Raw genomic sequence first — 12,741 nt, forward strand, 5'->3', positions numbered from 1 at the left:
TTCCTGGACGGCGCGACCGCCACCCAAACCGCTGGACTTGTAGGGGGGCGGACGCGGGACATGCAAGCGGGGGCCGCAGGGAGCACCCAGGCCGCCTCCGGCTTCCGACTCGTCGCTTTGTGTTTCATACAACGGCCCGTGCCTCGGATTGCTTCACTCCAGCGGACAGGGCGTGAAGGCGCCGCCTGCTCGCCTTCCTGTCAGGAATGCCCGGAGCGCGCGTCCCTCGGGCACCATGAACACCGACGCGAACACCTCCTCTCAAGACACGCGCCTGCCCGAGGCGCAGCGTGGCCCCGCGGAGCGACTCCTGGAGCTGGTGCTCGGAGGCTCGGCGCACCTGTGGCACAACCGTCCGGGACTGGACGTTCAGGGGACCTGGCACCCGGCGCAGGGCGCCAGGCCCGGCCTCGTGCGCCTCGGCACCCCCGTGGCGCCGGGCCTGTTCGTGCCCGCGGCGGTGAAGCTCTACGGTCAACTGCTGGACATCTACCGGCTCAACACGGAGCTGCTCGCGCACTTCGCGTCCTACGCGCTGACCCAGACGGACTGGCGCGACCTCAAGGTGGCCACCTGCGCGTTGATGCTCGTGCAGGCGCACGCGGGCCAGCCCGTGCGCGAGCCGGACGGCCGCGTCGCCTTCCATGACGACGACCTGCGCGCCATTGGCGAGGCGATGCTCCTGCACTACGAGCGCAAGTCCACGCGCATGCTCACGCCCAAGGCGGTGCTGCGGGTGGCCGAGCTGCTGGAGGTGCCGGAGATCGCCCGGCTCAATCGCGCGGCGGGTTTCGCGGACCCCGCGGGGCACAAGGCGCCGCTGGGCCGCTGGAAGGCGGTGGCCACGCGCTGGCTGCGCATGCGCGAGCAGAACCCCGCCCTGCTCCACGGCCTGGTGAAGGCGGGCTACAAGCACACGCTGCGCGCCATCGCGCGCAAAGCGGGCTACAAGCCGCTGACGCAGGCGTTCTTCGAGGTGCTCGGCTGGAAGCAGAAGCAGGCGGCCACGGGCCACCGCACGGTGGGGCTCGGGGAGCTGCGGCTGCTCAAGCGCGAGCGCTTCGAGGGGCTGAGCGAGGCGGAGATCTGCGAGCGCATCGAGCACGAGCGCCTGTCGTTCAAGGAGGTCGTGGGCCGGTTGCCCCCGGACGTGGGGCTCACCCCGGCCATCCTGGCGGCGCTGTTGCCGTCGCTGTCCTCCAAGGACTTGCTGGTGATGACGCCCACGCTCGAGGAGCTGGGGCTCATGGCGGACCCGGACATCCGCGCGCGCTGGGACGAGGCGGTGCGGGCGGCGAGCGACCAGCGGGCGCTGCACATCGTGAAGAACGTCCGGGGCCAGGAGCTCCAGGCGAAGCTGGAGGAGGCGAGCGACAACGCGGCGCGGGCGGCGGTGAAGGAGGCGACGGCGGAGGCGGACGTGCGGGTGATGTTCCTCATCGACAAGTCCGGCTCCATGCAGGGCGCCATCGAGCAGTCCAAGGAAGCGCTCACGCGCATCCTCGCGGGCTTCCCGGTGGACAAGCTGCACGTGGCCTCGTTCGACACGGTGGGCACGGTGCTCAAGCCCAAGGCGGCCAGCCGTCTGGGCGTGCAGCACATGCTGAGCCACATCCAGGCGGGGGGCGGCACGGTGCATGGCGCGGCGGTGCGCGCCCTGCACCAGACGGGCGTGCGGGTGCCGGCGGACGCGAAGCTCATCGTCATCGTGGTGGGTGACGAGGAGGGCGAGGCGGGCGAGCAGCTCGCGCGGACCTTCCGCGACTGCGGCTACACGGTGAGTGCCCTGGCGCTCATCGTGAGCATGGCGTACGGCCGGGGCCGCAGCGTGCGCGGGTGCGCGTCGGCCCTGGGCGTGCCGTACAGCGAGGTGACGGTGGACCAGTTCTCGGACCCCTACCAGGTGACCCGGGTGCTGCGGACGCTGATGGAGGCCCCCGTGGCCCCGGGACAGACCGCCACCGTGGCCGGCTGGGTCGAGCGGGTCATGCGCACGCCCCTGTTGAAGGTGGCGTGACGGGAGGCGTCGTGGACTACCGGAAGTTCCTCGGCCGGGTGGAGACGTGGGTGCTGCCCTACTTCGGCGGCGCCCACGTCGACCTGCCCACGCGGCGCCTCCGGGTGTCCACGCCGCCGCCCTCGCCGGGGTGGTGGTGCTTCGAGATTCAAGGGCGCACCGCCACCGCGCGGGCCCCCGCGCAGCCGGAGGGGCTGGAGGGCCTGCCGCTCGTGCGGGGCCACTTCTGGTCGGACCGGCTCGTACACACCCGCGCCCAGGCCGAGCCGGTGCGCCTGCTGCCCGAGGACGCGCCGCCGCGCTTCTCGCCCGTGAGGGCCCGGCGCTGGCATGACGGCACGCTCGTGTACGAGGCCCTGGACTTCGAGGACGAGGCGGAGGGCGTCGCCCGCGAGCGCTGGGAGGCGCACGGCACGCTCGCGGACGTGCGCGCCGTGCCCGCCTCCCTGCGGGCCGCCTTCGGCTACGCACGGGTGGAGACCGTGGCCCGGACGCTCGGCATCCGTTTCGTGCCCGCCGAGGTGCGCGGTCAGGTCCTCGCCGTGGCGGAGACCGGCGACGCCGCGGCCGAGGCCCGGCTCCGGGCGCTCGCGCGGGAGCGGAGCCGGGGCGGCGCGTCCCCGTGGCGGGTGAGCGCTCCTTCGGACCGTCCGACCGAGTCCCGGCCCGAGCCTCGGGTGCGCCATGCGCTGGAGTCGGCGGGGGCGCGGCTGCTGGACCTGCGCGCGCGCGGCTCGGGTGTGTGGGAGGTGACGTTCGGCTTCATGGGCGAGCGCTTCCAGAGCCTCGTGGAGGGGGACACGCTGGGCGTGGTGGACGCGGGCATCTGCCTGGCGGGAGAGGACCGGCGCGTGACCCTGGACAGCCTGCCCTCGGTCATCCGCGAGGCCATCGAGGAGGACGTGCTGGTCATCACCCGGCACGCCTGAGCCATGACCCCCCACGAGATCTTCCTGCTCATCGGCCGGCGGGGCGAGGTGTTGTGGAGCGACGCCTCCGACAGCCCCGTGTTCCTGCCGGACTCCCGTGAGCGCTGGGAGGCCCTCTGGCGCCTGCGCGCGGACGTGGAGGAGATCGCCCACACCCATCCGCTCGGCCCCCTGGCGTTCAGCGCCGAGGACGAGACGACGATGGAGGCGATCCTCCTGGCGCTCGGGCGGCCCGTGCGCTTCTGCGTGGTGGCGCCGGACGGCGTGCTCCGGCGCGAGCACGGACGGGACATCCGCCTCACGGAAGAGCCCGCCTGGGTGGCGGCGCTGCGCGCCTAGAAGCGGACCTCCAGCCGCGTCCAGTCCGCCGCGACGTCCACCAGCAGCACCCCATCGACGAAGCGGTGCTCCCGCCCGCCGCTCAGCTCCCGCGGCTCGGGCAGGCCGTACAGGCACAGCGTCTCCTTCTCGCGCGACACGGGCAGGGCGCCCTCCGTGCTCCGCTCCAGGACGAAGCGGTCCGCCGTCTTGTCGCCGCGCAGCCGCGTGATGCGGGAGGCGCCGTAGCCCTCGCCCGCGTCCTCGTACAACTGGCCCTCCACCTGGGGGCCCACGTGGATGTGCCAGGTCAGGTGCGTCCAGTTGGCCGAGGTGGTGTGGAGCGCCGGCTCGGTGAGGGCGAGCACCCCGCCCTCGCGCAGCCACATGGGCACCGTGCCCAGGGGCGTCTCGGCGAGCACGTGCCGCGGGCCCTCGACGGGCGCTCCCGTCTGGCCGAGGTCGAAGAACGGCAGCCACCGGCCCTCGGGCAGGTACACGTGCCGACGCGAGCGGCCCTGGCGCACCACCGGCGCCACGAGCAGGTCCCGCCCGAAGAAGAACGCGTCGTCCATGCGCAGCGCCTCGCGGTCACCCGGCGCGTACATGACGAGCGGGCGCAGCGCGGGCAGGCCCTCCTGGGAGGACTCCCACATGAGCGAGTAGAGCGTGGGCAAGAGCCGGTAGCGGCGCTCCAGCCACTCGCGGGCGAGTCCCAGACAGGCCTCCCCGAAGCGCCACGGCTCCTGGTAGGGCGTGCCCTTGGCGGAGTGGTTGCGCATGAGCGGGTAGAAGGTCCCCAGCTGCATCCAGCGCACGAACAGCTCTCCGCTCGCGCGGCCCATGAAGCCCGGAATGTCCGCGCCGGTGAAGGACACGCCGGACAGGCCCAGGCCCAGCATCATCGGAATGGACAGCTCCAGGTGCGACCAGTAGCTGGAGTTGTCGCCCGTCCACACGGCCGAGTAGCGCTGGATGCCGGCGAAGCCCGCGCGCGTCAGCAGGAAGGGCCGCTTCTCGGGCGCGAGTCGGCGCAGGCCCTCGAAGGCCGCGCGCGCCATGCCGAGCGCGTACACGTTGTGCACCTCCAGGTGACGCTTGTCCCCGTGCCGCGCGTCGTGCGGCAGCGTGGGCCCCTCCACCTTGTCCTTGTCCAGCGCCGGCGCGGAGTTGATGTGGAAGGTCTCGTGGGCGTTGACGAGCCGGAAGCACGCGGGCTCGTTCATGTCGTTCCAGAAGCCGGCGATGCCCGCCTCCACGAAGGGCCGGTGCAGGCCGCCCCACCACGTGCGCACGCTCTCGCGCGAAAAGTCCGGGAACACCGCGGGCTTGGGCCACACCTCCCCCACCAGCACGCTGCCCCGGTCGTTGCGCACCAGGTGGTCGCCCGCGACCGCCTCCTCGTAGACGCGGTAGCCCGCCTCCTGCTTCACGCCCGGGTCGATGATGGGGACGAGCTTCACGCCCAGCTGGGCGGCCTCGCTCACCAGGCCCGCCGGGTCCGGATAGCGCGCCTTGTCCCACGTCCAGACCTTGTAGCCCTCCATGTAGTCGATATCGAGGTACACGCAGTCCAGCGGCAGGCCGCGCGAGCGGTAGCCGTGGATGACGGCGCGGATCTCCTCCGCGTTCTCGTAGCCCCAGCGCGACTGCTGCGCGCCCAGGCTCCAGAGCGGCGGCAGCGCCTGGCGTCCGGTGAGCGCGGTGTAGCGGCGCACGACGTCCTCGGGACGCGGGCCCACGAAGAGGTAGACGTCCAGCTCGGGGCCCGTGGACTCCCAGCGCACCAGCGAGGGCTCCTCGGACGCGACGTCCACCTCCATGCGCCACGACTCGTCGACGAACAGGCCCCAGGCCACGCCCTCGCGCAGGCCGATACTGACGGGAATGGACTGGTAGAGCGGATCCGTGTCCGGGTGGTGCGGCACCACGTCCGTGTTCCAGAAGGTGAAGCGCATGCCGCGCTTGTCGAGCGCGCCCACCTTCTCGCCAAAGCCCAGCCACGCCTCGTCCGCGGGCGAGTGCAGCGCGAACCGGGAGCGGTAGCGCGTCACCGGGTAGTCCGGCATCGCCTCGCCCGAGAAGCCCTCGCAGCGCGACAGCTCGCGCCCGGAGGCATCCCGCAGGCACCACGTGCCCTGGTCCAGCCGCACCTCCACGGACAGCTCCGCGGTGCCCACCACCACCACGTTCGACCCGGGCTCGTGGCCGAAGGTCAACGGGCGCTGACCCTCCTCCACCACCGCGAAGGAGTGCTTGGCGGGCAGCTGCCGGGTCCCGTGCGCGCGAAAGGAATGCACGAAGGTGGGCAGGTGGCGCAGGCGCAGCACGCCGGGCAGGGGGCTGCGGACTTCCAGCGCGGAGCGCGCCCCCCAGAAAGTGACACGGTTCGGTTCGATGGACAGGTCGTCGAAGCGCATAGGGCCGCGGAGCCTAAGCACCGCGACCCGTTCCGAGACAATCCTTCCGTTGTCCGCGTCGTTATCCGTCCGGAGTGCTACATCGGACGCGGTTCGAACCCGAACGGCGCCGGATCGGCGGGCACCCGGGGCTCGACCGCCTTCTCGATCGAGGTGAAGCCGAAGGCCCGGGGCTCGATGCGCTCACGGCCCGAGAAGACCTGGCGCGCGCGACCCACCAACCAGCGCAGACCCCGCACCGCGTCCCGAGCGATGCGCCGGGGCGCCTCCCGCGACATCAGGGGCGGGCTGCGCTGCTCGATCTCCACCCGGCCCATGGTCAGCCCGTTGACGCCCACGCCCTCGGAGTACACCAGCTCTCCACCGAGCCACGCGCTGTAGCCCACGAGCGCGAGCGAGCCCAGGCCCATCATCCCCGAGGCCCATGAGGCACGGTGGCCCGTGCGCCAGGCGGCGACGCCGATCGCGCCCAGGACGATGACGGCATTGGCGAAGCCGTGCAGGAAGATCATGTCGCGCGTCTTCGGCGTGTCGGCCTTCACCTCCTGCGAGGCGGCCAGCCCGGCGATCCCCGCCACCACGCCGCCCGCGGCGGTGCTCCACCACAGGATGCGGGCCGTCTTGTCCAGGGTCCGTCCCCCGGAGAACGCCGCCGCCACGTCGATGGCCACCGCCGAGGGCAGCAGCGTCAAGGGGGCGTGGATCAACATCGGATGAAGTTCCTGAACCCGCATCTTCATGGACAATCCTCCTCGTCCCGAGAAGCTTGGGGCGGAGGCGTCCCCGGACAACCCGCCTCACGGGCAACCCACGGGCCGAGGCCCCCGTCCGGGCAGCGAGGGAGTGAGCCCGGCGCCCATGGGACGGCCCTTGCCAGCCGCTCGGGTCGTGACATGGTCCGCGCATGCGACTCGCCCGTCTGCTCACCCTGTCGGCGCTGTCCCTCGCGACACCCGCCCTCGCCGCGCCTCCCGCCAAGCCCAAGCCACCCGCCATGACCGCTCCCGCCCCGACGACCCCCTCCTCCCTGGAAGCCGAGACCCGCGCCTGGCACCAGAAGCGTCTGGCCAACCTCACCTCCGAGGAGGGCTGGCTGTCCCTGGTGGGCCTGTTCTGGTTGCAGGAAGGCGACAACCGTCTGGGCTCGGGCGAGGACAACGACTTCGTCTTCCCCGCCGGCACGCCCGCGCGCATCGGCACGCTGACGCGCCAGGGCACCCAGGTGACGTTCACGCCCGCCGCCGGCGTCTCCCTCACGAAGGGCGGCCAGCCCTTCACGGGCGGCGCGGTGGGCACCGGCGAGGGCCCCGCGGACACGCTCGGGCTCGGCGCGCTGCGCTTCTACCTCATCCCCCGGGGCGACAAGCTGGGCCTGCGGGTGAAGAACCCCGAGGCCCCGGCGCGCAAGCAGTTCCATGGCATCCCCACGTGGCCGGTCGACGCCGCCTGGCGCATCGAGGGCCGCTTCGAGCCCTCCCCCACCCCGAAGAAGCTGGCGGTGCCCACGGTGCTCGGCACGGTGGAGGACATGGACTCGCCGGGCACGCTCGTGTTCCAGGTCCAGGGACAGGAGTACCGGTTGGACCCCGTGCTGGAGTCGCCCACCGGGCCCTTCTTCGTCATCTTCGGGGACCAGACCAACCGCGATGCCTCCTACGGGGCGGGCCGCTTCCTCTACGTGGACCCGCCGAAGGATGGCCGCGTGGTCCTCGACTTCAACCGCGCCTACAACCCGCCCTGCGCCTTCTCGCCCTACGCGACGTGCCCGCTGCCGCCCGCGCAGAACCGGCTGAAGCTGCGCGTGGAGGCGGGCGAGAAGCGCTACGGCGACCACTGAGCCCAGGCGGTGGTGTCAGGGCGCCCGTCCCCGGACCGTCTCCGGGGCATGGCGACCTTGAACATCACCTACAACGGCCTGTCCTCGGATGTGCCGCTCGAGTCGGATGGCCCGCTGGCGGACGCGGACGTGCGGCGCATCGCGGCGGAGCTGCTCGGGCTCGCGCGCGCGGACACCTTCCAGCACTACGTGGTGGACCGCTTCCCCGGTCCCCGGGGCGAGGAGCGCATCTACCTGCGCCCCAAGGTCCCCTTCGGCGCCTGAGGAGCCCACCCCATGCGCATCCTCTTCTGTGGCGTGGGCGCGGTGGGCTCCACGGCGGCGGTGCTGTGCCGCAACCTGGAGGCCACGCTCGTCTTCATCGACTTCGACCGCGTCGAGTCGCGCAACCTCCTGGCCCAGGCCTACGTGAAGCCCTCGGTGGGCCGCAACAAGGCCGAGGCGCTCAAGCTCCAGCTGCTCAACCTGTACGGCGTGAAGGCCGAGGCCGTGGGCGTGCGGCTCACGCGCGACAACGTGGCGGCGCTCTGCCAGGGCGCGGACCTGCTCGTGGACGGCTTCGACAACCAGGCGAGCCGCCACGTGCTCAGCGCGTTCGCGCGGGAGAAAGGCCTGCCCCTGGTGCACGGCGCGCTCGCGGCGGACGGCACCTTCGGCCTGGTGCGCTGGGAGGAGCGCTTCGTGGCGGACGCCGAGGACACGGCGGGTCAGGCCACCTGCGAGGGCGGCGAGCACCTGCCGCTCATCGGCCAGCTCGCGGCCACGCTCGCCCGGGCGATCCAGGACTTCGTGAAGCACGGCGCGCGCCGCGATGCCCTGGTGGGACTCGCGGCGGTGACGCCCACGACGGCGTGACTCAGCGCGCCGCTTCCTTGGAGCCCACCACGGTCATGTTCATGCCGATCTGCACCGACACGGGCTTGCCATCCACGGTGACGGTCGTCTTGCCGTTGATGTACCAGCCGAAGGAACCCGTCGAGAACGACTTCACCTCGGCGAGCATCTCCTGGCCGTTGATGCTGACCTTCAGCGGCTCGGCCTTCTCGAGGAACTGCGCAAGGGACACGGGGCAAGGGGACTTGGCCATGGGGCGGGGAGCCTAGCACCGGGGGCTCGCGCCCGGCCACGGTTTCACGCCCCGCGCGTGCGTCACCCGGAGGATGGCCAGGGGCTCTCCGGAAGGAAGCCGGACCGGGGAAGCGGGGCCGACAGGGCCTCGGCCAGGGCCTCGGAGATGGGCAGCCCCAGGTCCCGCTCGAGCATGCCCCACTCCCCGCCGGGGTTGACCTCGAGGAAGACGCAGCGTCCCTCGGGGGTGACGATGAAGTCCGCGGCGGCGCAGACGAGCCCCAGCGCCGCCACCAGGCGCACGAGCCGTCCGGCCACCGCCGAGGGCAGCACCCCGTGCGTCCAGGGACGCGCCTCGGGGCCCGCCGCGGAGCACGAGGCCTCCACGGCACCCGTGAAGCAGCGCGCCCCCACCACCGCGACCCGCAGCGCGTACGCCGTGTCCAGCCGCTCCTGGAACACTAAGGGGCCATGGCGCAGGTCGGCCAGGTGCTCGAAAGGCGAGTCCCCGCCCAGGAACGGGCTCGTGGGCGTGAGCCTCTTGGCCACCATCCGGCCCTGGACCTCCTCGAAGAAGGCGCGCACCCGGGCCGGATCGTTGGTCACCACGGTGCGGGGCACCTCCAGTCCCAGCTGGCGGGCCAGGCGCAATTGGCGGGCCGTGTTCTCCGCCGCCGCGTCCGCCTCCAAGGGGTTGATGAAGCGGCAGCCCGCGGCCGCCAAGCCGTCCAGGGCCCCCTCCAGCCGGAGCGGGGGCCGTCGGCGCAGCCACACCGCGTGCACCTGCCAGGCATGCACCGCTCCGGCGGGCGTGTGCAGCACCACGTCCTCGCCCGAGGGCCCCAGCACCGAGGTCAGCGCCCAGCGGGAAGGAACGCCCTCCACGTCGATGCGCACGGGGCGGGCCCCCCGGCGCGACACGGCCGCCGCGACCCGGTCCACGCTGAAGGGGTCCGCGTCGTGGGTGAGCAACAGGACGGTGTCGCGCGAGGAGCCCATACCCGACCGGCGCCGGTCAGACCCCCGCGTCGCGGTCCGAGGGATGCTGTTCATCGAGCAGACGCGCGAAGAACGGTCTGGGCTCGGGGGGCGTCGTCATGGGCTGCCTCCTGACTGGGGCGTGGGGGTGGAGATGACCGCCCGACCTATGTACGAGCCGCCTCTCCTCCGGGGGAAGTCCGGGGGCCACCGACCCCGCCCGCTGGTGAACGGCGCGCCGGGAAGTGGGGAATGCGCGACGGGAGGCCCACCCGAAGTCGCGAATGGAAATGAACGGAGGCGGGGGCCTAGAGTGAGGCCCCGTCCGCGAGGCACGCCCGACCATGGTCACCCGACGAAGCGAGGACAATGAGCGACTGATCGACCGGGACCTCACCGCCTTGGCCCGGGAAGGACGGCTCGAGGCGGCGCATGGCGTGGACACGGCCGTCACCGAGGTCATGTCGCTGCTGGCCCGGGGCGGCAAGCACCCCCTGCTGTCCGGCGAGCCCGGGGTCGGCAAGTCCGCGCTCGTGCAGGAGGTCGCGCGCCGCATCGCCGAGGGCCGCGTGGACGCGGAGCTCGGCACCGCGCGCATGGTGGAGGTCTCCGTCGCCAACATCCTGGCGCGCAGCACCCAGCGGCAGGCCGCCGAGACCTTCGAGGAGCTGCTCGAATGGCTCGGCCGGCACCCGCGCACCATCATCTATATCCGCGACCTGCACGCCGTCATCGGCGGGCCCCTGGCGCCCGTGGCCTTCCGCGCCCTGCGCACCGGGAGCGTGCGCTTCATCTTCGAGACCGAGCCCAAGCGCGTGCAGGAGCTCCTGCGCGCGGACGAGTCCTTCGCCGAGCGGCTGCACCTGGTGCCCATCCACGAGCCGCCCCCCGAGCGCGCGCGGTGGATTCTCGGCCGGGTGGCCGAGGAGCTGGAGCGCGAGCTGCGCCTGCCCATCGATCCGGCGGCGTGTGACCTGTCCTTGCGCCTGGCCTCCAAGTTCCTGCTCGCCCAGCGCCTGCCGCGCAAGGCCATCGAGCTGCTCAAGGAGACGGCCGCCGAGGCCGCCGGCGCGGCGCGGGACAAGGTGGGCCCCGAGGACGTGCTCACGCGCTTCTGCACCACCACCCGGCTGCCGCGCTTCGTGGTGGACGACGCCATGGCGCTCGACCTGGACGAGACGGAGCGCTTCTTCGGCGAGCGGCTGCTCGGGCAGACCGACGCGGTGCAGGCCGTGCTGCGCTCGGTGGCGCTGCTCAAGGCGGGCCTGAACGATCCGCGCCGACCCCTGGGCGTGTTCCTCTTCGCCGGCCCCACGGGCGTGGGCAAGACGCAGCTGGCCAAGCTGCTCGCCGAGTACCTCTTCGGCTCGCAGGACCGGCTGGTGCGGCTGAACATGGTGGACTACCCGAACGACGGCGACGAGAGCGTGCCGTTCGGCGCCGCGTGGGCCCCCGCCATCGAGACCAAGCGCGGCGAGCTCACGGCGCTCCTGGAGGGCAAGGTCTTCACCGTGCTCTTGCTCGACGAGTTCGAGAAGGCGGCGCGCAGCGTGCACGACCGCTTCCTGCAGCTCTTCGACGAGGGCACGTTCGTCAACGGCGCGGGAGAAACAATCTCCTGCAACAACACCGTCATCGTGGCCACGTCCAACGTGGGCGCCGAGGTGTACCGCACGCCCTCCATGGGCTTCAACACAGCGCGCCGGGCCGAGGACTTCATCAACGAGGTGGACAAGCGCATGGCCACCGTCTTCCGCCCCGAGTTCCTCAACCGCTTCGACGCCATCTGCCACTTCCAGCCGCTGAGCAAGGTGGAGATCCGCAAAATCGCCCAGCGCGAGGTGGGCCGGGTGCTCGAGCGCGAGGGCATCCGCGTGCGCGGGCTGGACGTGGAGGTGACGCCCGCGGTGGTGGACCTGCTGGTGGAGCGGGGCTACTCGCCGGAGTTCGGCGCGCGCTACCTGCAGCGGGAGATCGAGAAGACGCTCACCGCGGCGCTGGCGGTGGAGATCGCCCGCCGGCAGTTGCGGCCGGGCACGCCCGTGCGCGTGGAGGTGCGGCCTCCGGGCAACCGCGTGGTGGCGGTGGCCGAGGTGCTGGCGCCCGTGCGCGAGGAGACAACCCGGCTCGCCCTGCCCACGGAGAAGTCGGTGGCGGCGGTGAAGCGGCGGCTGGACAAGAAGTCGCTGCTCGCGGAGATGGACCGGCTGGTGGGGCGGGCACGGGCGCTGTCGGTGTCGGCCAACCGGCCCCGGCTGGAGGAGCGCCGCGCGGAGCTGCTCGCGGCCACCCAGGCCCCCAACCTGTGGGACGACCCCGAGCGCGCCGCGTCCACCCTGCGCGCCTTCCGGCCGCTGGAGGCCCAGCTCAACGAGCTGGACCGGCTGGAGGAGCGCGCCACGTTCGCGCGGCGGCTGGTGCGCGAGGCCAAGGGCGAGCCGCAGCTCGCGTCGGCGGCCAAGCACGTGGAGGAGGTGGCTCGCGAGGTCCAGATGGCCGAGGTGCTGGGCACCGCGGGCACCATGGGCCAGGGCGACGAGGCCCTGGTGGACATCAGCAGCCACGACACCTTCGAGGGCCAGGCGGCGTGGATCCGCGAGCTGGCCACCATGTACGCGGGCTGGGCCGAGCGCCGGGGCTACGCGGTGGAGACGGTGGCCGAGGCGGAGGAGCCCGTGCGCGTGGTCTTGCGCATCGTGGGCCCCGGGGCCTACGGCTACCTGTCCGGCGAGTCGGGCCTGCACCGGCGGCTGGAGGAGGAGAAGCGCCAGCGCGCCTACGTGCGGGTGCACTCGGGCGACTCGCTGGAGGACCTGCGCGACATCCAGGTGAGCGGCCGCGAGGTGCGGCGGCGCGAGGGCGCGTTCGTGGACAAGGTGCGCGCCGAGGCCTCCGTGCGCGACGAGACGAGCGGCCGCGTGCTCACGCTGGTGGGCGGCGTCGAGCTGGAGGACCTCAAGGACATCGCCTCGCGGGTGGTCAAGGGCCAGGGCGGCCACGTCAGCGTGGACGAGGCCCGGCGCTACCACCTCGGCCGGGGCGCCCGCGTGGAGGATCCCCGCACGGGCGCGGGCACGCCGCGGGTGAAGGACGTGCTGCGCGGCGAGCTGGATGTCTTCATCGCCGCGTGGATCTCCCGTCCGCCCCCGGGCGGCAACCCCCTCACCCCCTGAG

The 12,741-nt window shown here is 72.6% G+C and carries 11 protein-coding genes; 7 read left to right on the plus strand and 4 right to left on the minus strand.

Going from position 1 to position 12,741, the window contains the following annotated elements; genetic code table 11:
• Window positions 1-235: 235 nt before the first annotated feature.
• The 3 genes from I3V78_RS33450 to I3V78_RS33460 are packed head-to-tail and all read left to right on the plus strand — an operon-like array spanning window position 236 to window position 3,285.
• The gene (locus tag I3V78_RS33450; protein WP_204494088.1) at window positions 236-2,017 is read left to right on the plus strand and encodes a vWA domain-containing protein; all 1,782 of its coding nucleotides are present in this window, start codon (window positions 236-238) and stop codon (window positions 2,015-2,017) included.
• Window positions 2,014-2,946, plus strand: a complete 933-nt coding sequence (locus tag I3V78_RS33455; RefSeq protein ID WP_338023814.1) for a hypothetical protein — start codon at window positions 2,014-2,016, stop codon at window positions 2,944-2,946. The genes I3V78_RS33450 and I3V78_RS33455 overlap by 4 nt, the downstream gene beginning before the upstream one ends.
• Before the next feature lie 3 nt (window positions 2,947-2,949).
• Window positions 2,950-3,285 (plus strand): hypothetical protein, encoded by a 336-nt coding sequence (locus I3V78_RS33460; RefSeq protein ID WP_204494091.1) that lies wholly within the window; start codon window positions 2,950-2,952, stop codon window positions 3,283-3,285.
• On the opposite strand, the gene I3V78_RS33465 is transcribed toward I3V78_RS33460, so the two are convergent.
• A complete protein-coding gene (locus I3V78_RS33465; RefSeq protein ID WP_204494093.1) occupies window positions 3,282-5,684 on the minus strand; it encodes a glycoside hydrolase family 31 protein in 2,403 nt (800 codons plus the stop codon). The genes I3V78_RS33460 and I3V78_RS33465 overlap by 4 nt on opposite strands.
• 77 nt (window positions 5,685-5,761) lie before the next feature.
• Window positions 5,762-6,424, minus strand: a complete 663-nt coding sequence (locus I3V78_RS33470; protein WP_204494096.1) for a DUF2231 domain-containing protein — start codon at window positions 6,422-6,424, stop codon at window positions 5,762-5,764.
• 164 nt (window positions 6,425-6,588) lie between these two features.
• Here I3V78_RS33470 and I3V78_RS33475 point away from each other — a divergent pair, with 164 nt between their 5' ends.
• The 3 genes from I3V78_RS33475 to I3V78_RS33485 are packed head-to-tail and all read left to right on the plus strand — an operon-like array spanning window position 6,589 to window position 8,376.
• A complete protein-coding gene (locus tag I3V78_RS33475) occupies window positions 6,589-7,521 on the plus strand; it encodes a DUF1684 domain-containing protein (protein WP_204494098.1) in 933 nt (310 codons plus the stop codon).
• A 48-nt stretch (window positions 7,522-7,569) separates the two neighbouring features.
• Window positions 7,570-7,785: a hypothetical protein gene (locus tag I3V78_RS33480; RefSeq protein WP_204494100.1), complete on the plus strand. Its 216-nt coding sequence runs from the start codon at window positions 7,570-7,572 to the stop codon at window positions 7,783-7,785.
• A 12-nt stretch (window positions 7,786-7,797) separates the two neighbouring features.
• On the plus strand, window positions 7,798-8,376 hold the full coding sequence (locus I3V78_RS33485; protein ID WP_204494102.1) for a HesA/MoeB/ThiF family protein: 579 nt from the start codon (window positions 7,798-7,800) through the stop codon (window positions 8,374-8,376).
• Window position 8,377: 1 nt separating this feature from the next.
• Here the strand turns inward: I3V78_RS33485 and I3V78_RS33490 are convergent, their stop codons facing one another.
• Together I3V78_RS33490 and I3V78_RS33495 are read right to left on the minus strand one after the other, a co-directional pair.
• Window positions 8,378-8,608, minus strand: a complete 231-nt coding sequence (locus tag I3V78_RS33490; RefSeq protein WP_204494105.1) for a hypothetical protein — start codon at window positions 8,606-8,608, stop codon at window positions 8,378-8,380.
• A 62-nt stretch (window positions 8,609-8,670) separates the two neighbouring features.
• Window positions 8,671-9,588 (minus strand): MvdC/MvdD family ATP grasp protein, encoded by a 918-nt coding sequence (locus I3V78_RS33495; RefSeq protein ID WP_204494107.1) that lies wholly within the window; start codon window positions 9,586-9,588, stop codon window positions 8,671-8,673.
• A 323-nt stretch (window positions 9,589-9,911) separates the two neighbouring features.
• Here I3V78_RS33495 and I3V78_RS33500 point away from each other — a divergent pair, with 323 nt between their 5' ends.
• Complete coding sequence (locus tag I3V78_RS33500; protein WP_204494110.1) at window positions 9,912-12,740, plus strand: AAA family ATPase; 2,829 nt, start codon at window positions 9,912-9,914, stop codon at window positions 12,738-12,740.
• Window position 12,741: the final 1 nt, after the last annotated feature.

Origin of the sequence: Archangium primigenium, assembly GCF_016904885.1 — a bacterium.
In the GTDB taxonomy this organism is placed as follows: domain Bacteria; phylum Myxococcota; class Myxococcia; order Myxococcales; family Myxococcaceae; genus Cystobacter; species Cystobacter primigenius.

Coding starts and splice junctions, on each gene's coding strand:
- I3V78_RS33465 (WP_204494093.1), bottom strand. CDS start 5,684: ATGCGCTTCGACGACCTGTCCATCGAACCGAACCGTGTCACTTTCTGG.
- I3V78_RS33470 (WP_204494096.1), bottom strand. CDS start 6,424: ATGAAGATGCGGGTTCAGGAACTTCATCCGATGTTGATCCACGCCCCC.
- I3V78_RS33495 (WP_204494107.1), bottom strand. CDS start 9,588: ATGGGCTCCTCGCGCGACACCGTCCTGTTGCTCACCCACGACGCGGAC.
- I3V78_RS33490 (WP_204494105.1), bottom strand. CDS start 8,608: ATGGCCAAGTCCCCTTGCCCCGTGTCCCTTGCGCAGTTCCTCGAGAAG.
- I3V78_RS33475 (WP_204494098.1), top strand. CDS start 6,589: ATGCGACTCGCCCGTCTGCTCACCCTGTCGGCGCTGTCCCTCGCGACA.
- I3V78_RS33460 (WP_204494091.1), top strand. CDS start 2,950: ATGACCCCCCACGAGATCTTCCTGCTCATCGGCCGGCGGGGCGAGGTG.
- I3V78_RS33500 (WP_204494110.1), top strand. CDS start 9,912: ATGGTCACCCGACGAAGCGAGGACAATGAGCGACTGATCGACCGGGAC.
- I3V78_RS33450 (WP_204494088.1), top strand. CDS start 236: ATGAACACCGACGCGAACACCTCCTCTCAAGACACGCGCCTGCCCGAG.
- I3V78_RS33480 (WP_204494100.1), top strand. CDS start 7,570: ATGGCGACCTTGAACATCACCTACAACGGCCTGTCCTCGGATGTGCCG.
- I3V78_RS33485 (WP_204494102.1), top strand. CDS start 7,798: ATGCGCATCCTCTTCTGTGGCGTGGGCGCGGTGGGCTCCACGGCGGCG.